Consider the following 21,325-nt stretch of genomic DNA (forward strand, 5'->3'; position numbering starts at 1 on the left):
CATCATGGCCGCACATACCGAACCGGAAGTGGACTCAGACGCCCAAGGTGGAGGCGTCCAATCCGTGGATCGCGCCCTCCAGATCCTGGAAATCCTCGCCCGGGAGGGAGACGCCGGAGCCAGCGAAATCGCTGAAGAGATGGGCGTGCACAAATCCACAGTTTCCAGGCTCGTGGGCTCTCTCGTGAATCGTGAACTGGTCCGGCAGAACAGCGAGCGGGGCAAGTACCAGCTGGGCTTTGGGATTCTGCGATTGGCATCGTCAATCCCCGGGAGGCTGAGCATCGTGCAACAGGCCCGGGAAGTACTGGAGGGCCTGGCCGAGGAATTCAAGGAAACTGTGAACCTGGCCGTCCTGCGATCGGGATACGCCGTGAACGTCGACCAGGCCATGGGTCCTTCCACTCTTGCGACGTATGACTGGGTAGGCAGCCTGACCCCTCTGCACGCCACGTCAAGCGGGAAGGTACTGCTCGCTGCCGTTTCCACCGATGAGAGGGATGCGATCCTCAAGGGCATCGGCCTCCCTGCCCGCACCCCGAAAACCATAACGAATCGAGCACAACTCGAGAAGGAGCTGTTGGAGGTCTCGCACCAAGGCTACGCAGTGGTCCACGAGGAATATGAGATCGGCCTGACTGCCATAGCCGTTCCCATCTATAACCATGAGGGGAATGTCATCGCGTCGGTCAGCATCTCCGGTCCCGCGTTCCGGTTCGCTCCCGAAGATGACCCTGCACTCATAGAGCATCTTCGCGAGGCGGGCATGGCGATCAGCGCCAGAATGGGCTACCGACGCCAATGAGCCCGGCCGTAGGGCCGGGCTCGTCAGCGGGTTATCGTCGAGTTACCTAATTGGCACGACGTCCCCTACCGTCTCCTGAATCCAGTCATGGAAAGCACCGATGTGGTGTTCACTTGGCACCAGCACACCGCCCTTGGCATAGACCTTCGATCCCATGGCAGGCTGGCAACGCTCGCAGGCGTCGAAGTCCTGCTGGTTGACGCGGTGGAACAGCTCCACCGAGGCGGAGACGTCCTTGCCGCTTTCCACCACGCTGGGCAGGTACAGCCAGTCACATTCGACGATGGTGTGGTCTACTGCCATGGGGAACATGCGGTGGATGATGACGTGGTCGGGAACGAGGTTCACGAACACTGTTGGCTTGATGGTGATGGCGTAGTAGCGGCGGTCCTGGTCCTCCGCGACGCCCGGGATCACGTCGAGGCCCTCGGAACCGTCGACAGTGAAGCCTTTGACATCTTCGCCGAACTCGGCGCCGTGTCCCACGAAGTACTGCGCAGCAAGGCCGTCGGCGAACTCGGGGAGAACTTCGGTGAGTTCAGGGTGGATGGTGGCGCAGTGGTAGCACTCCATGAAGTTCTCAATGATGAGCTTCCAGTTCGCCTTGACGTCGTACTTGATCCGGCGTCCGAGGCTGAGGTTCGCCACGTCGTAGCCGTCGATAGCGTGCACGCTCCCGAGCCGCTCCTCAATAGCTCCCATGACATCTTCCTCAAACGACGGCGGCTCGTCAGCGAGGCAGATCCAGACATAACCGAGGTATTCACGAATGTGAACCTTGGCCAGGCCGTATTCGTCGCGGTCGATGTCCGGCATCTTGGTGAGGTTAGGGGCTGCAATCAGCTTGCCTTCGAAATCATAGGTCCAGGCGTGGTAAGGGCACTGGAAGTTGCGGGCCGCTTCGCCCTGCTCCTCCATGCACAGCTTCACACCACGGTGCCGACAAATGTTGTAGAACGCGCGGATCTGCCCTTTACGGGTGCGTGAAATCAACACACTCTCGCGACCAACCTGCACTGTCCGCCAGGCGCCGGCCTTGTCCAGGTCAGCGGACCGAATTGCGCAGAACCACATCTGCTCGAAGATGCGCTCCTGCTCAGCACGGAATACCGCTTCATCCACGTAAGTCGAGCCCGGCAGCGTGGGGATAAGGCTCGGAGTGGTTACCTCAGTGGTCAATTGTTCCTCCTCAGAACTGAGTTGCCGTGTTGCTTTCAAGCTTGTGAAAACGAAAGGTGCGTTGCCTGGGCCTAGGATGCCGCTCTGGACACAAGCTTGGCTGACGCTGGTTTCGCACCCGCGATGCCGATGCTCCGGCGCCACCGCGTGAACAGTCGCGGTTGGTTCATGCCAAGCACTGCCACGGGGGTCTCACCCCGGTAGTAGACGGCCAGGAAGCTGTGTTCCTGCGGGTCGCCTGCTTCAATCTCGAGCCAGTCGTAACCTGCCGAGTGGCCGGCGAACTGAATCTTCACGCCGTGCTGGTCGGACCAGAAATAAGGCGGCTTCAGAGGTTGCTGCGGAGCGTCCTTGTCAATCAGTGCCTGAACTGCCAGAGCGGCGCGCTCCAGGGCGCCGGTCCAGTGCTCAACCCGACGGTTCCTGCCCAGCCCTTCATCAAACCATGCTGCACAATCTCCGACGGCGACGATGCCCGGGATATTTGTCCGACCCATGGCATCGCACAGCACGCCGTCGCACAGCTCGATCCCCGAGCCTTCGAGCCATTCAACGTTGGGCTCGGCACCGATCCCGACCACAACAACGTTGGTTGGCAGCCGGCGTCCATCGGCCAGGGACAGCCCTGTTACCTCTCCATCAGCTGTGTCAAACTGCTCGATCCCGACTCCACAGACCAGGCTCACTCCGTTGGAGGTGTGAAGGCTGGCTACCGCGGCACCCATGTCAGAGCCCAGCTGAGCGGTGAAGGGAACGGGGTTGTTGTTGATCATGGTGACGTCCATACCGCGGGCTGCGGCCGCGGAGGCGGCCTCGGCACCGATGAATCCGGCGCCGATAACTATCATCCGGTCGCCTGCGATCAACTTCGGTGCGAGGCGTTCGGCGTCCGCAATGGTCCGCAGGTAAAAGACGTTCTCCATGCCCTCCAACGCCGGAAGCTTGCGGCATCGGGCACCGGTGGCAATGACGATGCGGTCAGCCGCAACTGACCGTCCATCCGCCAATCGGATGGTCAGGCTCGCGGTGTCCAGCCCGACTGCCCCTACGCCAAGAATCCATTCTGCGTCCAGTCCGTCCCCGTCCGTCTCAAGGAAAAGGTCTTGAGTGGTAATCGTGCCGAGGAGGAAATCTTTGGAAAGCGGGGGCCTGTCATACGGACGGTGATGCTCATCGCCAATGATGACCAAACGTCCGGTGAAACCTTGAGCGCGGGCGGCCCGGGCTGCAGAGAGCCCTGCCAGAGAAGCCCCCACGACCACGAGAGTCTTCATATCTTGTCCTTCTTCGGAATTGCCTTCAGCGCAACAGAAAGCGCGATATGCAACAGAGTGACCTAGAACACTCTCGGTGTCAATATGTAACGAACGCATGACGGCAACCCTTGACATTGCATGTGACCAGGAGCACTCTGTTGCTTAGCGTGCACTTCGTTGACTACTGCGGAACAACTGGAGAAGCTAGGAGCGTGCGATATCGAATCTGATCCCCCCAAGCACGAAGAGGTGCGAAATGCATAAGGCCTGCCCGCTCAGTGAACTCGCTCCCGGGGAGGCGCTCAGGCTCGACACAGCTCCGCCAATCGCGGTCTTTCACACTGAAGACGGCGAGATCTTCGCCATTGACGACACGTGCACGCATCAGGACGCGTCGCTGGCTGATGGCTACGTGGAGGACTGCTGGGTCGAGTGCCCCCTTCACGCATCCAGGTTCAACCTCAGTACTGGAGGCGTGGATGCGCCGCCGGCGAAGTTGCCGGTCCGCAAGCACGAAGTACAAATCGTCGACGGAAACATCATGGTCATCGAATCGGAGGAAGCCCCCAATCTTCCGCCCGGTCTAACACCCCAAGGCCATGTCTAAGGCGAAAGCCCCTGACTCGCCGAGCAAAGGATCCGCTCATGGCTACAAACAGTGAAGTAAAACCCCTACCCCCAGAGGAGTTGCCTGCCGACAAGGGTGGGGCTGACGCTCCCCTAAGAAACAGACCCGGGAGTACCCGCCGCTCCGTTCCCGCGGATGAAGTCTCCCCCGCCCTGGGCTCCGAGAACGGAAGCCCGGCGAGCGCACCGGAATCAGAGGAATACGAGCAGATCCTCGACGAACTCCGCCACGCTAAGACAGATCAGGCGGTCACCGCGCGCAGGAGCCGAAACCTCACCCTCGACAAGACCATTTTCGGAATCACGTCCTGGCGGTCGCCTTCGTGATCTGGGGCTTTGTCGGCAAGGAGAGCCTCTCCTCCACCTCGCTGACCGCGCTGGACTGGGTGATGGAATATACGGGCTGGCTCTTTATGGTCTTGGCCTCCCTCTTCGTTGTCTTCGTCCTCTGGCTGGCACTCGGCAAGTTCGGAAACATTCCTCTCGGCAAAGACGGCGAGAAGCCTGAGTTCCGGACAGTTTCATGGATCTCCATGATGTTCGCCGCCGGCATGGGTATTGGCCTCATGTTCTATGGAGTTGCCGAACCCCTCTACCACTATGTTTCTCCCCCGCCCGGAACGGTGGACGGAAGCACTCCTGCAGCCATTCAAACAGCGATGGCTACTTCGATCTTCCACTGGACGCTTCACCCCTGGGCTATGTACGCGGTTGTCGGGATCGCAATGGCCTATGGCACCTTCCGTCTGGGACGCAAGCAGCTGATCTCCGCGGCGTTTACTTCCCTGTTTGGCATCCGGACAGTCGAAGGACCGGCAGGTAAGTTCATCAACATTCTGGCTATCTTCGCTACTCTCTTCGGCACGGCAGCCTCCCTGGGACTGGGCGCACTGCAGATCGGTAGCGGCCTCACCTCCAACGGCTGGTTCGGCGAGATAGGGACGCCGGTCCTCGTTGCTATCGTCGCCATTCTGACCGCCTGCTTCGTTGCATCAGCCGTCTCAGGTATCAGCCGTGGCATCCAGTGGCTATCCAACATCAACATGGTCTTGGCAGTCGTCCTCGCCGCAATCGTCTTCATCGCCGGACCGACCCTGTTCATCCTGAACCTAATTCCGTCAGCGGTCGGCGACTACGCCCGCGACCTTGCGGAGATGTCCTCGCGCACGGAAGCCGTAGGCGACGAATCACTGCGTGCCTGGATGTCCGGCTGGACCATCTTCTACTGGGCATGGTGGATCTCCTGGACGCCCTTCGTCGGTATGTTCATTGCCCGTATCAGCCGCGGTCGCACGATCCGCCAGTTTGTTACAGGCGTCCTGCTGGTTCCCAGCGTTGTGAGTGTTATCTGGTTTGGAATCTTCGGCGGAACGGCTTTCCATCTCCAGCGCGAAGCGGACGCAGCGAATACTCCCGGGCTGGTTACCGTTACGGATGGCGTCCCCACGATTGACTTCGACGGAGCGCTCTTCGACCTGGTGAAGCAGTTGTCTTTGCCGGCTTGGCTTACCGTCGGAGTGATTGCTCTGGCCATGGTGCTGGTTGGAATCTTCTTCGTCACCGGAGCGGATTCGGCGTCGCTGGTTATGTCGTCGCTCAGTTCCAACGGCTCCTCTGATCCGAAGCGTGGACTGGTGGTCTTCTGGGGCACGCTCACCGGAGCAGTCGCGGCCGTTATGTTGCTGGCCGGCGGTAATGAACCCTCGGAGGCACTCTCAGGACTACAGAGAATTACAATCGTGGCTGCGTTGCCGTTCGTCCTGGTCATGCTCTTGTTGTGCTTCGCCCTCGTCAAGGACCTGCGTCGTGACCCACTGTCGTTGCGTCGGCGTCTGGCCGATTCAGTGATGGAACGCGCAATCCGCACCGGGGTGGAACAACACCGAGGCGTCCAGTTCGACTTCGTCACGAAGCACGAGTGTGGCGACACTTGCCAGGGCTCTGATTGCCCAAGCAACACCGTCACCGATCACAACACCGCAACCAATAACACGGTGACGAACAACACCGTGAGCGAAAAGCCTCCGGTGCAGAGCGAGACTCTCCGGTAGCGGATCCGGGATCTCGTAGACCAAAAGCGGCAGGTTCGAGCGATAATTGCTCGAACCTGCCGCTTTCGGTCGAATATGCCTAGTTGAAGGTCGAGGCGTCGATGACGAAGCGGTACCGCACGTCGGAAACCAGCACACGTTCGTAGGCCTCGTTGATCTTCTCGGCCGGGATCACCTCGATCTCGGCACCAAGGTTGTGCTCGGCGCAGAAGTCGAGCATCTCCTGGGTCTCCCGGATGCCACCGATCATTGATCCGGCGAAGGACCTCCGCCCGCCGATCAGCGCAAACGCCTGAACGGGAAGGGGCTCGGCCGGAGCACCAACGTTGACCAGCGCACCGTCGAGGCTCAGCAGTCCGAGGTAGGCGCTGATATCCAGTGACGCACTGACCGTGTTGATGATCAGGTCAAAGGAATCTGCGAGCTCGGTGAACGTGTTCTCGTCGCTGGTGGCGTAGTAGGAGTCGGCGCCGAGACGGAGGCCGTCTTCCTGCTTCTTCAGGGACTGCGATAGAACCGTCACTTCCGCTCCCATGGCATGGGCAAGCTTCACGGCCATATGGCCGAGCCCGCCGAGGCCGACGACGGCAACCTTCTTCCCCGGTCCGGCACCCCAGTGCCGCAGGGGCGAGAAAGTGGTGATGCCCGCGCACAGAAGCGGTGCGGCGGCGTCGAGCTCGATGCCTTCGGGAATGCGGACAACGAAGTCCTCGGTCACCACAATGTGGGTGGAGTAGCCGCCCTGCGTGATGGTGCCGTCGCGGTCGACGGCGCCGTAGGTGCCAACGTTGCCGTTGAGGCAGTACTGCTCCTCGCCGGCCTGGCAGTTTTTGCATTCACGGCAGGAGTTGACCATGCAGCCGACTCCCACGCGGTCGCCTACGGCGTGTTTGGTGACGTTGGAGCCGACTTCGGTGACGATGCCGGCAATCTCGTGGCCGGGCGCCAACGGGAACTGCTGCGGACCCCAGTCTCCGCGGACAGTGTGAATGTCCGAGTGGCAGATGCCTGCGAACTTGATGTCGATCAAGACGTCGTCCGGTCCGACGTCCCGGCGTTCGATGGTTGTGGGGATGAGGTCCTCTGTGGCCGACGGCGCGGCGTAGGCGGAAACAGTGGTGGGCATAGGTAACTCCTGAGCATCGTGTTGACGTGCAACGTTTCAGGGCTAAGCAACGTCGGCCGGTGGAGTCGTATTCCCCACGGGATGGGCAGTGGGGAACACCACTCCGCTAGGCTCGGATCTGAGGCCCTGTTGCCAAGGAGAGACGCTACGTGACTGAAAACCTGAATTCTGCAGCTGAGTTTGACCCGGATGCGTCCGGTGCACAGTCCCAGTCCGCCCTTGAGGCGTTCATCGGGCGCATCGAGAATGAAGTCGACAAACTTCAGCTGGCGCGGTTCAGCCAGGAGGATGCCCTGGCGCTTGGACTGCTGCTCGTCGAACTTGCGACGGAACGGGAGCTGCCGGTCGCCGTCGACATCCGGCGGGGAACACACGTGCTGTTCCATGTGTCCCTACCGGGCGCCACACCGGATAACGACATCTGGGTGGAGAAGAAGTCCCGTACGGCTGAACGCTACGGTGTGCCGTCCCTGCTGGTTGGCCTGCGCGGACGGCTGGGAGGCGGCCGGTTGGAGGACAACGCCTGGTTCGACGAGTCGGCGTACGCTGCACACGGCGGCGCCTTCCCCGTGTATGTGCGCGGAACGGGACCTGTCGCAGTCGTCACGGTTTCCGGCCTTCCCCAAGTGGCGGACCACGAACTGGTGGTCGAGGCACTCACGAAGTTCAGCCGGCGCAAGAAGAAGGCCGTCCCGGCGTAGTCTCTGCCTCCGGTCGCTCCCCCGGCCCTATCCGGCCGCAGGCGTCAGCGACTCGATGAGCCCTTCGATGCGGCCCCGGATCTCGTCACGGATGGGCCGTACCGACTCCACGCCCTTGCCCGCGGGGTCCTCGAGCACCCAATCCTCGTAACGCTTTCCGGGGAAGTACGGGCACTCGTCGCCGCAGCCCATGGTGATCACCACATCTGATTCCTGCACGGCCTCGGTGGTGAGGACTTTGGGTATTTCGTTACCCATGTCGATCCCGACCTCTGCCATGGCCTCCACGGCTGAAGGATTGATCTTGTCAGCCGGCTGGGAACCTGCCGAGCGCACCTCGATAGCGCCCTTTGACAGGGTGGTGAGGAACGCCGCCGCCATCTGCGAACGGCCGGCGTTGTGGACGCAGACGAACAGGACGGAAGGCTTCTTGGTGGTTTCAGTAGTCATGGGAGCTCCTGCGGAAATTATGCGGACAGGGAAGTTGGAGTGAAGAAGCGTTTCTGTGCCCAGAGGGCGACATAGACGAGCGCAACGAGGACGGGCACCTCAATCAACGGTCCGACGACGCCGGCGAGCGCCTGCCCGGACGTGACCCCGAAGGTGCCGATCGCCACCGCGATGGCCAGTTCGAAGTTGTTTCCTGCGGCCGTGAACGCCAGCGTGGTCGTCCTCGCATAGCCGAGGCCGAGCCACTTGCCGGTCAGCATACCGGCGGTGAAAACCACCAGGAAATAGACAAGCAGCGGCAGAGCGATGCGGGCGACGTCGAGCGGGCGGGCGGTGATGGTCTCGCCCTGGAGTGCGAAGAGCAGCGCGATCGTGAACAGCAGTCCGTACAGCGCCCAGGGGCCGAGTTTGGGCAGGAGCGTGTTCTCATACCAGTCCCTGCCCTTCGCCTTTTCGCCGATCGTCCGGGTCAGGAAGCCTGCCAACAGGGGTATACCCAGGAAGATCAGGACGGAGACCGTGATTGCCCAGAAGGAGAAGTCGGCACTGGTGGTCGATAATCCGAGCCAGGACGGCAGGACCTGGAGGTAGAACCAGCCGAGCGCACCGAAAGCAAACACCTGGAAAACGGAGTTGATGAAGACCAGCACTGCCGCTGCCTCGCGGTCACCGCAGGCGAGGTCGTTCCAGATCATCACCATGGCGATGCAGCGGGCAAGACCGACAATGATGAGGCCGGTACGGTATTCAGGCAGGTCCGGCAGGAAGATCCACGCCAGAGCGAACATGAAGGCCGGGGCCAGGAGCCAGTTCAGCGCCAGCGACGCCGCCATGAGCTTGCGGTCGGCGATCACCCGGTGCGTCTGGTCGAAGCGGACCTTGGCCAGGACCGGATACATCATGACCAGGAGCCCGATGGCGATCGGCAGGGAGACTTCACCGACCTTCACTGCGTCCAGTGCAGTATTGAGCCCGGGTATCAGCGCACCGAGCAGGAGCCCCAGAACCATCGCGGCGATGATCCATACCGGGAGGAACCGGTCGAGGGTGGAGAGCTTGCCGACGACGGCGGTTTGCGCGCCTTCCGGGGGCAAGGGGGCAGTCTGGATACTCACACGGCTCCTGCGAGATAGATTGATGGGGATCGATATGAATACCACCAGCTATATCGATCGTTGTCAATCCACGGTGCATAATGGGTTCATGAACACTGCGCAAACCCTCGAACCGACCACGGATGCTTCCTGCTGCCTCCCGTCGGATCAGCCGTCGCTGAGCGTTGAGGACGCCCAGCAGCGGGCCGCCATGTTCAAGGCCCTCGCAGACCCGAACCGGTTGCGGTTGCTTTCCATCGTGAAGGCTGGTGAGTCAGGTGAGGCCTGTGTGTGCGACTTGACTGAGCCTCTGGACCTTGGCCAGCCGACCGTCTCCCACCACCTGAAAATCCTCGTGGAGGCCGGTCTGCTGCACCGTGAAAAGCGCGGCACCTGGGCCTACTACTCGCTTGTTCCCGGTGCGCTCGACAAGGTCGCCGGGCTCGTCACCACGCTCTGACGGGCCTTGCTTTCTGCCTTACAGCGCCGGTGTTCGCGGTGGAGCGACCCGCCGGAACCCTGTCGCTTCGAACGCAGCCGCCAGGCGCAGCAGATCGTTGTCGGTGTAAGCACGTCCCGCGAACGTCAGGCCCACGGGCATACCGATGTCGGACATGACTCCCATCGGTACGGTGACCGTCGGAATGCCGAGATGGCGCGGCACCAGGTTGCCGTTGGACACCCACACCCCGTTCCGCCAGGCGAGGTCCGCGGAGGCGACATTCGTGTCGCAGTCAGCAGGGCCGACGTCGGCCGCTGCCGGGAAGATGACGGCATCCAGTCCGTTCTCATTCATCCATTCGTGCAGATCCACGCGGCGGGTCTCCTCCAGACCTCGAAGCCCCTCCTCCAGGTGAGGGATGTCCGTCATCTGGCCGGCTCCGTGCTCACGGATGAATCCGGGGTATTCGGCGATGTCGTCGTCGAACCCGGTATACCGGTCCGGCAACGCGCCGGCTGGCGCGGGGAATATGGTGGCGCCGTCGACGTCGGCGAGCGAGGACTGTTGCGGGTCATTGTTCGCCTGCAGGAAGTCTTCCCATGCCCAGGCGGACAGGTCCACGATCTCGCGTTTGAGGTACTCAGGGCTCACGAGTCCGCGCGTGCTGATCGTCGGTGCTCCCGGCCGGTCGCCCTCGTAGTTGGACACAACGGGGAAGTCGACCTCGACCACCTCCGCGCCTGCGTTCTCCAGGTCCCGCCGGGTTGCTTCCCAGAGCGCGATCACCGACGGGCGGGTCTCGATCCGCCCGCCCGTGGGGCCGCCGATTCCGGGCAAGTCTGCGGTACCGGCGTCGGGATCCCGGTTGATGTACATGCGCGGCACACCGAAGCGCTTCCCCTTCAACGCGGCAGCGCCCGCTGCCAATGACCGGTACGACGACGGACGCACCTCCGAAGCGGGCGGGATGGGAATCCAGGGCTGGACACGCCAGAAGTCGCCGCGGGTCCCGGCGTCGTCCGCGACGATGATGTCGAGGACTTCCAGCAAATCCGCCATGGTGCGGGCATGGGGAACGACGACGTCCATGGTGGGCACCAGGGGCCAGTTCCCGCGGACGGAGATCACCCCGCGCGAGGGCGTGTAGGCACACAGCCCGTTGTTCGACGCCGGAGCACGCCCCGAGGACCACGTCTCCTCGGCCAGGCCGAAGGCTGCGAAACTGGCGGCCGTCGCTGTCCCGGAACCGTTCGAGGAACCGGAGGCAAACGCAGCGGTCAGGTAGTCGGCGTTGTAGGGGCTTTCCGCGCGCCCGTAGACGCCGCGCTGCATCCCACCGTTGGCCATGGGCGGCATGTTGGTGAGCCCGAGCAGGATGGCGCCGGCGCGGCGGAGCCGTTCAATGGTGAAAGCGTCCTGCTGTGCGATCAGCCCCTGGAATGCCGGTGACCCGGCGGCGACGGTGAGGCCCTTGGCCTGGTAGCTGTCCTTCGCCGTGTACGGGACACCGTCCAGTGGGCTCAAGGTCTCCCCACGGGATCTGCGGGCATCCGAGGCACGCGCTTCCTCCAGCGCGTCAGGGTTCATCACGATCACGGAGTTGAGCCGGATGCCCGCATGATCGTAGACGGCGATGCGATTGAGGTAGGCCTCGACAAGTTCCTCGCTGGTCACCTGACCGGTCTCAAGCGCTTCGCGGAGGTCCGCTATGCCTGCTTCGACGACGTCGAACCCCATTACCGCTCCCCCTCACCGGTGCTGACGGAAGACTCAGTACGCGGCGCGGGCTGCTGCTGCGTGATGCAGTGGATGCCGCCGCCGAAGGAGAAGATGTCGCGGGCGTCGACCAGTTCGATGGTGCGTCCCGGGTAGGCGCGGCCGAGGATGTCCGCCGCAACGGCGTCTTTCGCGTCATCGAAGGCACAGAGGATCACTGCGTCATTCGCTACGTAGTGGTTGATGTAGGAGTAATCGACGAAACCGTCGTCATCGGTAATAACGGTGGGCGCCGGGACATCGATAATCGCCAGTGGCCGGCCGGCGGCGTCGACCGCTTTCTCGAGCTCGGAGCGCAGGAAGCGGGTCACTTCATAGTCGGGGTGCGCGGGGTTGTACTGACGGTGCAGGAGCACCGCGCCCGACGGCGTGAACGCGGCGACAATGTCCACGTGGCCGCGGGTGCCGAACTCCTCGTAATCGCGGCTGAGGCCGCGCGACAGCCAGATGGCGTGCCGGGTGCCCAGCCGGGCATGCAACTCGGCTTCGACCGAGTCCCTGGTGGCCCCCGGATTGCGTCCGGGATCGAGCTGCACGGTCTCGGTGAGCAGGACCGTTCCGCGACCGTCGATGTGGAACCCGCCCCCCTCATTCACGAGCGGGCTGTCATCGACCGGAATACCGGCATGCGTGCCGACGGACCTTCCGACGTGCTGGTCCTTCTCCCAGGCCGCCCAGTGCTGAGCGCCCCAGCCGTTGAAGACCCAGTTGACGGCGCCGACGGACCCGTCAGCCCGATGGGTGAACGTGGGCCCAGAGTCGCGGAGCCACGCGTCGTCGAGCTCGCTTTCCCGGACGGTGATGCCCTCACCGAGCATGGCGCGTGCCTGTTCGACGTCGGCGGGATCGGCGAGCACCGTCACGGGCTCGTAGCGCGCGATGGTCCGGGCGACGCGGGACCACGCCTCCCGCGCCCAGCCCAGGCTCTCGCTGCCGGGCGCTCCGAACGTTTCATTGGCAGGCGGGAACGCCATCCACGTGCGGTCATGCCGCTCCCACTCGGCGGGCATCACCGTGGTTGTTGCCATGGTGGTCAAGGTATTGGTTTTCATTGTGCTTGCCCCTAGCCGATGAGAGCACGCTGTTTGGAAAGCGCGGTCGTAATGTTCCGCGCGGTGAACTGGCCCATGCGGATGGCGCCGTCCACGTGCTGGTAGCCCTCGGCCGCGAGGTCGGAGCTAGACCAGTGGATGGGCCCGACCGGCGTCAGCTGGTGCCGGCCGTAGCGGTACAGGCCGCCCAGGTCGTAGCTAGCGGCATACGCGCCGCGCGTCCATTCCTCCGAGCCCCAGTCGGACTCGTAGTACACCTCCGGTTCCAGCGCCTGCGGCCCAAGGAAACCGGCGATGGATTCGAGGATGCGGCTGCGTCGCTCCTCGGGAGCAAGCTCGAACATTGCGTCGGCCTTCTCATCGGAGATGAAGCCGACGAGGGTCCCGCGGGTGTCCTGGTGATTGGTGTTGTCGTAGACCTCCTGCACAATTGACCCCGCGCTGAACCCTGTCCCGGACAGTCCGTCCTTCCGCCAGAACGGCGTGGAATAGACGGCGTGCACCTTGATGACCAGGCCGAGCGACTGGTGCTGGTGCATCTGGTGCTGCCTGCGCGGCAACGGCGGCTCGTAGGAGACGCGCGAATACAGGTTCGGCGGGACGGCCATGATGGCATAGCGGGCGTTGACGGCGACATCCTCCGAGATGACCGTCACGCTGGTGGTCCCGTCCGGATCCTCAGACCAGCGGAGGGTGCGCACGGGACTGTTCAGTACGACGTCGTCCCCCAGCTCTGCTGCCATGCGCTCCGACACCGACTGCATTCCGCCGACCACGCGCTTGTCGAGGATGAAATCTTCATCCACAAGGTGCGAGAAAGACCCTGCGGAGGCGGCCATCAGAACAGCCTGCAGGGCGGAGAACGCGTGAGCCGGCTTGGTCAGCATTCCACCGGCGATGAAGAGGCCGATGTTGTTGCAGGCCTCTTCATCGTCGGACTGCTGGTGGAGCCAATGGTGGAACGAGATGGTGTCCAGCTCGCGCGCCTGCGGGTGTTCCCACGGCGCTTTCGGGTCCATCAGCGCTGTCAGACGGTCCAGTTCCTCGATGAGCCGGGCCATTTCCGCACTGGTCCGGCGGCCGACGGGAAACATCTCCCCGGTGTAGCGGACGGCTTTTCCGTCGGCTCCGATGTAGACGGATTCGCCCTCGCGGTAGCGGGAGTAGGTCTGCAGCCCCAGCTCATCGAGAAGCCCGATCAGCGCCTCCTGGTCCGGGGACACCCACTGTCCGCCGACCTCGAGCACCGCACCGTCGACGACGTCGGTGTGAGTGCGACCGCCCACGCGGTCCCGCGCCTCCAGAACCGTGACAGTGTGGCCGGCCTTGCGCAGCTCCCTCGCTGCCATCAGTCCTGACGGTCCGGCCCCAACGACGACGACGTCGCTTTCGATAATCCTCATGGTGTCCTCTCTACGCGGCGAACGCCGCGGCATAAAATGAATCATATTCATTTATTTCCGATTACTGTAGAGGACAGGGCACAGTTTGAAAAGCCGGACGCATGAAACCGGCACTCAGAAGGGACAGGACATGGCACTGGAGCACCAGGCGGCAGGCAGGCATGAGCCCCGGCGCGCCGGCCGCCCGGCGAATAAGGTTCTGACCCGCGAGAGCATCACCTCCGCGACCCTCTCCCTTCTGGAGACCGTAGGTTACGAGGGATTCACCATCGGCGCGCTGGCACGCCATCTGAAGGTGGCACCGTCAGCCCTGTACAACCACGTCGAATCCAAGCGGGACGTCCTGATCTGGGTACAGGATCACCTCATGGGGCTCGTCGACACCAGTGGGTTCCAGAGCCGGCCCTGGGATGACGCGCTTCGGGGCTGGGCCTGGTCCTACCGGGAGGCGTTCGCCGCGCACGCACCGCTGGTGCCGGTGATCGCGGTCATGCCGGTGGGCGGCGCATACGAAACGCTGCGCATGTACGAGGAAGTCACGCGCGGACTGTTGCACGCCGGATGGCCGCGGGAGCGCGTCATCTCGACAATCGTCGCCGTCGAGTCCTTCGTCTACGGCTCGGCCATGGATGTGTCAGCGCCGACCAACATCTTTGACCCCGGCGCACTCGCTGATGACTTTCCGCTGTTCACCTCCGCGGTGACGAGCAGTTCTTCCGCCGGAACCGAGCGCAGCGGCGCTGATGACGCGTTCGACGTCGGCCTTGAGGCGCTTCTTGTCGGCCTCCGCGCGCAGCTGGAGCGGTTGCACTCCCCCGCTTCGGCAGACTAACTACCAAGGAAGAGGACCCATGCCTCGTCCCCGATCCGAACTATTGTCAGTCGAGCTGATCGTCAATGCGGCCCTGAAGTTGGTTGACGAGACGGGTGATTTCAGCTTTCCCAAGATCGCACGGGTACTGGGCGTCAGTCAGTCGTCGCTCTACAACCGGATCGAAAGCCGCGAGCACATCGTTGAGCTACTCCGGGCGCACCTGTTCGAAGCGACGCCATCGAAACCAGTAGCGCACCAACCCTGGCAGGACGCTGCCCGAACCCTCATCCGGTCATACCGGGACCGCTTCGCCCGGCATCCGAAGCTGGTACCTCTCCTCGTGACGCAAACGGTGCGCGCACCTGAAGTCATGGGTATGTACGAGGACCTCGCCCTCACGCTCGAGCGATCAGGGCTGGCTGCGGAAGACATTGGACCGGCAATCGCGATGATTGACTACTTCGCCCTGGGTGCAGCGCTGGACGCCACCGCTCCGGATGAGGTGTGGCACCTGTCACCGGAGCAGTTTCCCGCTTTGGCGAGAGCCACAGGGTCCGCACCATCGGCTTCGGAGCGCGTGAACCGGGCGTTCGAATTCGGGATGGAGACCCTTGTTGCAGGCATCGAAATACGGGCGAAACAGGAAATTTACTGAAAGCCTTTCAAAAACCCTTGCAGATGACAGGAAGCGACCCCCATACTAAACGAATGCCGTTCGTTAGTGACGGCTTTCACATCCTTCCAACGAAACGGGGTTCCACGTGAACCAGGCCCACCATCCCGAGGAAACGCGTGTTCCGCTGACGGCGCCGCGTGCCATCTCAACCTTCGGCGTGACCGTCGTCGGCTTCATGACCGCCAACCTCATCCCGGTGATGATTTTGGCCCTCGCCGACCTCGGCTACAGCGCCACCGGAGCGGGCAGCCTCATGACCGCCTGCCTTCTGCTGTCCGCACTGTCCTGCCTCGCGACATCGCGATGGACCGCCCTGAACGGGCGCTACGTCGTCGCACGCGTCGGTCTGCTCCTCACTGCGCTCGGGTACGGTACTGCGGCAGTGGTGCCCGACGCCGTCGTCGCCGGAATCGGTATCGTCCTGGCCGGAATCGGCAGCGGAGGTGCCGTGGCAGCGGGCGGCGCCGCCCTCGCTGCCCTGCGCAACCCTGACCGCGCTTCCGGGATCAGCGGCTTCACCAACCGCGCGATTGTGGCGGTGGTTCTGTTCATCATCCCCGCGGTCGGTATTGCGATGGGAAGCGCGTTCGGGATTCTCGCGGGCCTTGCACTGGTAGCACTCGTAACAACGGGCTGGCTTCCCGACCGCCCTGTCCAGGCGGCCCCTGGCCTTGCCTCGCCTGCCGCTCGTCAGGAAAAGCCCCCGCGCACCGTCACGATCGCCGGTTTCGGGTTGCTGGCCTGCTTCGCCGTCTGGGCACTGGGCGAGGACTCCCTATGGGCCGTCGCCGCCGTGATGGGTGAAGAGCAGGCCGGGCTCGATGAAACGGGTATGGGGCTGGTGCTCAGCCTGTCCACACTGGGTGGCCTCGCCGCTGCCGCCATGGTCAGCATCGGCGGCAACAGGATCGGTCGGACAATCCCGCTGGTGGCAGCGCTCCTCGCCGGAGCCGGGCTCAAGATCGCGTCCGGCTTCGTGACCGACCCGCAGCTGTACCTGGTCGTAATCATCGCCTGGAACACCATCTACATCGTCGCCTTCCTCTACGTGGTAGCTATCGCCGCAGCCCTCGACGCCAGCGGCCGCTGGTCGGGACCGATCCTCGGCGTGTATCTGGTGGGTTCCTCCTTCGCACCGCTCTTCGGCACCGTGGTCTCAGAGTCGCTCGGCTACTCAGCGCTGGGCATCATCCTCGGCGGTATCACCCTCGTCCTTCTTGTTCCCCTGGCCCTGATTTCCCGGCTGTCGCTCAGGACGGAACGGGATCTTGACGCAGGCTCTGCCCCGGAGACCGACTTTCCCAAAGCCGCCATTGTCTAACTCAGAACGGACTGTTGTGCCTACCACCCGCACCATTTACACCAATGCCTCGATCCTGACTCCGGAGGGGGTTATCGACAGCTGTTCATTTGCTGTCGAAGGCAATCTGATTGAAGAAGTTTGCCGACCGGGTACCACCACTCCAACAACTGCGGATGCCGAGAAGATTGACCTTGAGGGCCGCTTCGTCATGCCGGGCTTCATTGACGCCCACACACACCTGCTCATGCTTGGGCAGTCTCTTCAGAAGGTGCAGCTGCGCTCGGCGAAGACCGTGGAGGATATTCAGGCGGCATTGCGCGCTGCGCGGGCGCAGGATCCCGCAGCACGGCGGATCCTGGGCACCAGTTGGCTTTACAGCGCGCTCGACGGCCAGGAGCCGACACGGCAACTATTGGATGCCGCTGTTCCGGACATCCCCGTGTATCTCGACGCGAACGATCTGCATTCGGTATGGGTCAATTCCGCTGCGCTCGTTGAACTGGGAATTACAGCGGACACACCCGACCCTATCGGTGGAACCATCGCCCGCGAGCCTGACACCGGGGAGGCCACGGGAATGCTGCAGGAGACGGCCGCCCAACAGATTGTCTGGCCTGCGCTGGCAAGGCAAGCAACGGATGCCGACCGGGATTCATGGCTGGACAGCGCCATCAGTCACTATCTCGCCAGTGGCGTCACAAGCGCCGTCGATATGGCTGTCGGAGATGACGACCTACAAACCTTCCTTCGTGCGCAGGCCCGGTATGACACCCTGCCTCTTCGCATCAAGGGGCACTGGTTTATCCACCGCCGCGCGGCCGTCGAGGAAAACCTGAAGCAGGTCACCCACGCTGCCGCACTTGCGCAGGAGATCAATTCACCGACGCTGAAGATCACCGGCATCAAGCTGATGATCGACGGAGTGATCGACAGCTGCACCGCGTCAATGAAGGAGCCCTACGCCAATGGCACCAACGCGGACCCAGTGTGGGACCGGGAAGCCCTCATACCCGTGGTGGCTGCGGCGGATGCCGCCGGGTTGCAAATCGCCATCCACGCTATTGGGGATGAAGCATCGAACATCGCGCTAGACGCGCTTGAGGAGGCTTACCGTCTCAATGGTCCACGCGAGCGCCGTCATCGCATCGAACACCTTGAAACGGTCACCGAGGCGAATGTGATGCGTCTAGCGAGGCTGGGACTCGTTGCCTCGATGCAGCCGGTCCACGCAGACCCCGCCGTGCAGGAGAACTGGCGGGCAGTCTTGGATGACCATCGGATCGAACGGGGATTCCCCTGGACGGAATTCACCGCAGCGGGCGCAACCCTGGCGCTGAGCACCGATGCGCCTACCGCTCCGTATGATCCGCTGCCGAACATGTACGTCGCGACGACCCGCAAATCAGCACTGGACAGGTCCTTGCCCGCGAATTTCCCGAAGTACGCGCTACGCCTCGAGGATGCGCTGCAGCACGCCACCCGTGATGCGGCCTATTCCTGCAGAGCCGAGCATGAGGAGGGCAGCATAGCTCCAGGTTTCAGGGCGGACTTCGTCGTTCTGCGCAACAACCCGTTCCATCAGCACCTTGAACGGCTGCTGGAGAACGGTCCCACGACCGTTGTTGTGGGCGGTGAAGTGCAATACCAGGCCGCGCCGGCCGCCGAAGAAATGGTAGCAACCAGCCGTTCCTAGCTCGCAGAAGACCCCGCCTACAGCTTCATGTAGCGCATGTCGCGGCAAATCGTGGCCTTCGCGGTCCCCTGCTGCAACTGCGAGGGAATGTTCTTGCTCGGTCTGTCTTCGCCACGTTGTGTGTCGTCGTCGCTGGCGGTTCGTTGGTTCTTGGCTTCTCCTGATCGGGCGTTTTCTGCCAGGGAACACTGCCAACGAACCCTGCCGGCGGCCGCTGCATGCGAGTGTTCCCGTCTCGTTCGAGTAGTCGCCTCCGGATAAGCGGGTATTGACTACTGATGTTTTCCGTCCTCTCCATCCCTAGGTTGAGCATGAACAACCGGTGACTAGCGCCGCACAGTTGCCAGTGCCACTCCTAGGAGACCCGTATGACAGCGAAAAAGCGACTGCCGCTGGTAGACCAGAAAGTGCTGCACGAACTCGAGGAAGAGTTCGAGGATCCCCGTCCTGCCCGATCATTCGTGCGGGACTTCATTGCTTTCTGGGACGAAAGATACCTGCGCGTCGCCGATGCGGTAAGGCACGGTGACCCCGACGCGACACTCGATGCCCTGCTCAGTGTCAGGATTTCCTCCACAATGATCGGCGCCTCACGATTAGCCAGACTCGCGGCGGAACTGGAGGTGAGCCTGAAGCGCGGTAACACGGAGGCGGTTGCCGAGGCGCTCCCCGAACTGAGACTGTGCGGAGAAGCGACGATCAAGGAACTGACCACAAACTACATAAACACCGATTGGTAAGGCGCCGGCCGTGAGCCGGACAGAATGTAGGTATGCGCACCTCGTCCGTTCCCGCTCCCGTGCTGATGATCACGGCTGTGTTGTCCGTCCAGTTCGGGGCGGCGCTTGCCGCAACCCAGTTCGACGCCGTAGGCCCCACCGGCGCGACACTGCTTCGGCTGGTCTTCGGTGCGCTCATCCTGTTGATCGTTGTACGTCCGAGAATCGGCGGATGGAAGCGCGAACAGTGGGCAGCCGCTGCGATGCTGGGCGTGGCGCTGGCGGGGATGAACAGCCTGATCTACCTTGCCATCGGCCTCATCCCGATCGGCGTGGCCGTAACGCTCGAGTTCACCGGCCCGCTCCTGCTGGCCCTCGTGCAGACGCGGCGCTTCGCCGACGCGGCATGGGCACTGCTGGCGTTTGCCGGCGTCATTCTTTTGGGTCTCGACGACGGCGGTGCCCTTCCGCTTGCCGGCATCCTCTTCGCGCTCGGCGCCGGCGTGTTCTGGGTCGTTTACATCGTTTTCAGCGCGCGCGTGGGGCGGCTGGTTCCCGGCGTTGAAGGGCTGGCTGTCTCGATGGCGATCGGCGCGGTGATCGTCCTGCCGTTCGGTGCAGTGGCAGCGACGGGTGGAGCTCTGGCATCGCCCATGGTGGTACCGGTCTTCGTCGGTGTGGCGCTGTTGTCCAGCGCCCTCCCCTATGCGCTCGAAATGCTCGCGCTGCGGCGGCTGTCCACCCGCGTGTTCGGAGTTCTTTCCGCCCTGGGTCCGGCGATGGCCGCGCTCGCGGGGCTGCTGGTGCTCGGCCAGGCGCTTGGTCCGCGGGAAATCACTGCTCTCCTTCTGGTCACCGCCGCATCGGTGGGAGTGACAGTGGGCGCACGACGACGTCGCTCACCTGGCCCGAAGGTCCCAGCCCCGCCCGCACCGTAAGGTTGTATTACCGGGCGGCGCTTCGCGGTTCAGACAGGAGCCCGGCGAAGACGGCCTCTGCCGCCCCCACGAGCAGAAGTTCCGCACCGAGTGCAGCGCGCTCAAGGCGGACTTCGGCTCCGAGCCCGCTGATGGCACCCGTGGCCACCGCAGCGCTGAGCCGCTCCTTATCGGCCGCGAGCAGCATGCCGAGGAACCCACCGAGCACGATCACCTCGGGGTTGAAGACGTTTACGAGGTTGCTGAGCGCAATTGCAAGCAGGTCGGACTGGCGCCGGATCTCGCGCAGGGTCGGGAAGGACGGTCCGGAGGCAAGTGCGTCCTCCAACTGCTCGGCGTCCGCGTGGTCCAGGCCTGCGACCTTGAGCAGCCGCTCCAAATTGACCTCCGTCTCGAGGCATCCTCGGCGCCCGCAGTGGCACGGCTCTCCGTCAGGCCGGATCACCATGTGCCCGAACTCACCGGCGTACCCCGACGCACCGCCGAGCGGCTGGCCGCCGACGATCGCCCCTCCACCGATTCCCGAGGCGCTGCCGTTCAGATAGAGCGCGTCGCGGTACCCGGCGGCTGCACCGAAAATGCTCTCGGCCAGCGTGCCGAGCGTGGCATCATTGGCCGCCATAGCCGGCATGCCGAGCGCGTCCCGGAACGGCCCGACGACGTCGACATCTTTCCAGCCGAGGTGCGGCGCCAAACGAACTTCGCCGGCGTCAGCGTTGACCAGGCCCGGGATTGCCAGGCCCACGCCGAGCACAAGCTCACTGCCCGCCAGTTCCACCGAGAGCCCCTCGACAACAGCGCGCGTGATGTTCACTGCCTCATCCAGGGATGGAATGGACGAGGTGTTGTAACGGATCCGGCGATGAACCGTGCCGCCCAGACCGACGACACCGACTGTCACCGCATCAACGTCAGGATTGACCGCGAGGGCAACCACACGTTCGCTCGCGTGCACCATGGGACTGGGCCGGCCGACGCGCGCCGCGGCGGCGTCCGTCTCGTAGACCAGGCCGAGGGCTGACAGTTCGCCGACCAATGCGCCGATGGTGGACCGGGTGAGATTGCAGCGCTGCACGAGGGCTGCACGAGTCAGCGGACCGTGGCGATGCGCTGTCGTGAGGACTGCTGAGAGGTTGCGACGCCGCAGGTCTTCAGTGCCGCCGCGTTCACTCATTGCTACTCCCTACCTCATTTGTGCTGGACCTAAACATAGCATTCGC

General features: G+C 63.2%; 19 protein-coding genes and 1 pseudogene. 11 read left to right on the top strand and 9 right to left on the bottom strand.

Annotated elements, in window-relative coordinates; translation table 11 throughout:
- Positions 1-4 precede the first annotated feature (4 nt).
- The gene (locus tag AC4D1W_RS11970) at positions 5-805 is read left to right on the top strand and encodes an IclR family transcriptional regulator (protein ID WP_490892055.1); all 801 of its coding nucleotides are present in this window, start codon (positions 5-7) and stop codon (positions 803-805) included.
- A 42-nt stretch (positions 806-847) separates the two neighbouring features.
- On the opposite strand, the gene AC4D1W_RS11975 is transcribed toward AC4D1W_RS11970, so the two are convergent.
- Positions 848-1,984 carry an aromatic ring-hydroxylating oxygenase subunit alpha gene (locus tag AC4D1W_RS11975; protein WP_490898876.1) on the bottom strand — a complete coding sequence of 379 codons (1,137 nt, stop codon included), beginning with the start codon at positions 1,982-1,984 and terminating at the stop codon, positions 848-850.
- 71 nt (positions 1,985-2,055) lie between these two features.
- Positions 2,056-3,258 carry an NAD(P)/FAD-dependent oxidoreductase gene (locus AC4D1W_RS11980; protein WP_490898877.1) on the bottom strand — a complete coding sequence of 401 codons (1,203 nt, stop codon included), beginning with the start codon at positions 3,256-3,258 and terminating at the stop codon, positions 2,056-2,058.
- A gap of 238 nt (positions 3,259-3,496) precedes the next feature.
- Between AC4D1W_RS11980 and AC4D1W_RS11985 the strand changes: the two genes are divergently transcribed.
- Both AC4D1W_RS11985 and AC4D1W_RS11990 read left to right on the top strand, forming a co-directional pair.
- On the top strand, positions 3,497-3,847 hold the full coding sequence (locus AC4D1W_RS11985; RefSeq protein ID WP_490892052.1) for a bifunctional 3-phenylpropionate/cinnamic acid dioxygenase ferredoxin subunit: 351 nt from the start codon (positions 3,497-3,499) through the stop codon (positions 3,845-3,847).
- A gap of 11 nt (positions 3,848-3,858) precedes the next feature.
- Positions 3,859-5,918: pseudogene (locus tag AC4D1W_RS11990) on the top strand (BCCT family transporter).
- 79 nt (positions 5,919-5,997) lie between these two features.
- Here AC4D1W_RS11990 and AC4D1W_RS11995 read toward each other — a convergent pair.
- Positions 5,998-7,044 (bottom strand): NAD(P)-dependent alcohol dehydrogenase, encoded by a 1,047-nt coding sequence (locus AC4D1W_RS11995; RefSeq protein WP_490898878.1) that lies wholly within the window; start codon positions 7,042-7,044, stop codon positions 5,998-6,000.
- 149 nt (positions 7,045-7,193) lie between these two features.
- Here AC4D1W_RS11995 and AC4D1W_RS12000 point away from each other — a divergent pair, with 149 nt between their 5' ends.
- The gene (locus AC4D1W_RS12000) at positions 7,194-7,745 is read left to right on the top strand and encodes a heme-degrading domain-containing protein (RefSeq protein ID WP_490898879.1); all 552 of its coding nucleotides are present in this window, start codon (positions 7,194-7,196) and stop codon (positions 7,743-7,745) included.
- A gap of 27 nt (positions 7,746-7,772) precedes the next feature.
- Here the strand turns inward: AC4D1W_RS12000 and AC4D1W_RS12005 are convergent, their stop codons facing one another.
- Together AC4D1W_RS12005 and arsB are read right to left on the bottom strand one after the other, a co-directional pair.
- Positions 7,773-8,195 carry an arsenate reductase ArsC gene (locus tag AC4D1W_RS12005; protein WP_490898880.1) on the bottom strand — a complete coding sequence of 141 codons (423 nt, stop codon included), beginning with the start codon at positions 8,193-8,195 and terminating at the stop codon, positions 7,773-7,775.
- Between the two features lie 17 nt (positions 8,196-8,212).
- Positions 8,213-9,310 carry an ACR3 family arsenite efflux transporter gene (gene arsB / locus AC4D1W_RS12010; RefSeq protein ID WP_490898881.1) on the bottom strand — a complete coding sequence of 366 codons (1,098 nt, stop codon included), beginning with the start codon at positions 9,308-9,310 and terminating at the stop codon, positions 8,213-8,215.
- Between the two features lie 88 nt (positions 9,311-9,398).
- Here arsB and AC4D1W_RS12015 point away from each other — a divergent pair, with 88 nt between their 5' ends.
- Positions 9,399-9,749, top strand: coding sequence for an ArsR/SmtB family transcription factor (locus tag AC4D1W_RS12015; protein WP_490892047.1), 351 nt, complete (start codon positions 9,399-9,401; stop codon positions 9,747-9,749).
- An 18-nt stretch (positions 9,750-9,767) separates the two neighbouring features.
- On the opposite strand, the gene AC4D1W_RS12020 is transcribed toward AC4D1W_RS12015, so the two are convergent.
- The 3 genes from AC4D1W_RS12020 to AC4D1W_RS12030 are packed head-to-tail and all read right to left on the bottom strand — an operon-like array spanning position 9,768 to position 13,962.
- Entirely contained in the window at positions 9,768-11,468 is a 1,701-nt protein-coding gene (locus AC4D1W_RS12020) for an amidase (protein WP_490898882.1), read from the bottom strand.
- Positions 11,468-12,559: an agmatine deiminase family protein gene (locus AC4D1W_RS12025; protein ID WP_490898883.1), complete on the bottom strand. Its 1,092-nt coding sequence runs from the start codon at positions 12,557-12,559 to the stop codon at positions 11,468-11,470. The genes AC4D1W_RS12020 and AC4D1W_RS12025 overlap by 1 nt, the downstream gene beginning before the upstream one ends.
- Before the next feature lie 11 nt (positions 12,560-12,570).
- Complete coding sequence (locus tag AC4D1W_RS12030; RefSeq protein ID WP_490898884.1) at positions 12,571-13,962, bottom strand: flavin monoamine oxidase family protein; 1,392 nt, start codon at positions 13,960-13,962, stop codon at positions 12,571-12,573.
- A gap of 130 nt (positions 13,963-14,092) precedes the next feature.
- Here AC4D1W_RS12030 and AC4D1W_RS12035 point away from each other — a divergent pair, with 130 nt between their 5' ends.
- The 6 genes from AC4D1W_RS12035 (at position 14,093) to AC4D1W_RS12060 (ending at position 20,105) form a co-directional block, all read left to right on the top strand.
- Positions 14,093-14,794: a TetR/AcrR family transcriptional regulator C-terminal domain-containing protein gene (locus AC4D1W_RS12035; RefSeq protein WP_490898885.1), complete on the top strand. Its 702-nt coding sequence runs from the start codon at positions 14,093-14,095 to the stop codon at positions 14,792-14,794.
- Positions 14,795-14,813: 19 nt separating this feature from the next.
- Positions 14,814-15,431, top strand: coding sequence for a TetR/AcrR family transcriptional regulator C-terminal domain-containing protein (locus tag AC4D1W_RS12040; protein WP_490898886.1), 618 nt, complete (start codon positions 14,814-14,816; stop codon positions 15,429-15,431).
- A gap of 106 nt (positions 15,432-15,537) precedes the next feature.
- Positions 15,538-16,773 carry an MFS transporter gene (locus tag AC4D1W_RS12045; protein WP_490898887.1) on the top strand — a complete coding sequence of 412 codons (1,236 nt, stop codon included), beginning with the start codon at positions 15,538-15,540 and terminating at the stop codon, positions 16,771-16,773.
- Positions 16,774-16,789: 16 nt separating this feature from the next.
- A complete protein-coding gene (locus AC4D1W_RS12050; RefSeq protein ID WP_490898888.1) occupies positions 16,790-18,448 on the top strand; it encodes an amidohydrolase in 1,659 nt (552 codons plus the stop codon).
- Between the two features lie 368 nt (positions 18,449-18,816).
- Entirely contained in the window at positions 18,817-19,188 is a 372-nt protein-coding gene (locus AC4D1W_RS12055) for an Hpt domain-containing protein (RefSeq protein ID WP_490892038.1), read from the top strand.
- Between the two features lie 32 nt (positions 19,189-19,220).
- Positions 19,221-20,105, top strand: a complete 885-nt coding sequence (locus AC4D1W_RS12060) for an EamA family transporter (RefSeq protein WP_490898889.1) — start codon at positions 19,221-19,223, stop codon at positions 20,103-20,105.
- A 7-nt stretch (positions 20,106-20,112) separates the two neighbouring features.
- Here AC4D1W_RS12060 and AC4D1W_RS12065 read toward each other — a convergent pair whose 3' ends face one another.
- Positions 20,113-21,279 (bottom strand): ROK family transcriptional regulator, encoded by a 1,167-nt coding sequence (locus AC4D1W_RS12065; protein ID WP_490898890.1) that lies wholly within the window; start codon positions 21,277-21,279, stop codon positions 20,113-20,115.
- Positions 21,280-21,325 lie beyond the last annotated feature (46 nt).

The sequence above is a fragment of the Arthrobacter sp. TJ-170 genome, from assembly GCF_058269305.1.

Excerpts from the sequence above, each read along its gene's own strand:
- AC4D1W_RS11970 (WP_490892055.1), top strand. The coding sequence starts at position 5 with ATGGCCGCACATACCGAACCGGAAGTGGACTCAGACGCCCAAGGTGGA.
- AC4D1W_RS11980 (WP_490898877.1), bottom strand. The coding sequence starts at position 3,258 with ATGAAGACTCTCGTGGTCGTGGGGGCTTCTCTGGCAGGGCTCTCTGCA.
- AC4D1W_RS11985 (WP_490892052.1), top strand. The coding sequence starts at position 3,497 with ATGCATAAGGCCTGCCCGCTCAGTGAACTCGCTCCCGGGGAGGCGCTC.
- AC4D1W_RS11995 (WP_490898878.1), bottom strand. The coding sequence starts at position 7,044 with ATGCCCACCACTGTTTCCGCCTACGCCGCGCCGTCGGCCACAGAGGAC.
- AC4D1W_RS12005 (WP_490898880.1), bottom strand. The coding sequence starts at position 8,195 with ATGACTACTGAAACCACCAAGAAGCCTTCCGTCCTGTTCGTCTGCGTC.
- AC4D1W_RS12015 (WP_490892047.1), top strand. The coding sequence starts at position 9,399 with ATGAACACTGCGCAAACCCTCGAACCGACCACGGATGCTTCCTGCTGC.
- AC4D1W_RS12020 (WP_490898882.1), bottom strand. The coding sequence starts at position 11,468 with ATGGGGTTCGACGTCGTCGAAGCAGGCATAGCGGACCTCCGCGAAGCG.
- AC4D1W_RS12025 (WP_490898883.1), bottom strand. The coding sequence starts at position 12,559 with ATGAAAACCAATACCTTGACCACCATGGCAACAACCACGGTGATGCCC.
- AC4D1W_RS12030 (WP_490898884.1), bottom strand. The coding sequence starts at position 13,962 with ATGAGGATTATCGAAAGCGACGTCGTCGTCGTTGGGGCCGGACCGTCA.
- AC4D1W_RS12035 (WP_490898885.1), top strand. The coding sequence starts at position 14,093 with ATGGCACTGGAGCACCAGGCGGCAGGCAGGCATGAGCCCCGGCGCGCC.
- AC4D1W_RS12040 (WP_490898886.1), top strand. The coding sequence starts at position 14,814 with ATGCCTCGTCCCCGATCCGAACTATTGTCAGTCGAGCTGATCGTCAAT.
- AC4D1W_RS12055 (WP_490892038.1), top strand. The coding sequence starts at position 18,817 with ATGACAGCGAAAAAGCGACTGCCGCTGGTAGACCAGAAAGTGCTGCAC.
- AC4D1W_RS12060 (WP_490898889.1), top strand. The coding sequence starts at position 19,221 with ATGCGCACCTCGTCCGTTCCCGCTCCCGTGCTGATGATCACGGCTGTG.
- AC4D1W_RS12065 (WP_490898890.1), bottom strand. The coding sequence starts at position 21,279 with ATGAGTGAACGCGGCGGCACTGAAGACCTGCGGCGTCGCAACCTCTCA.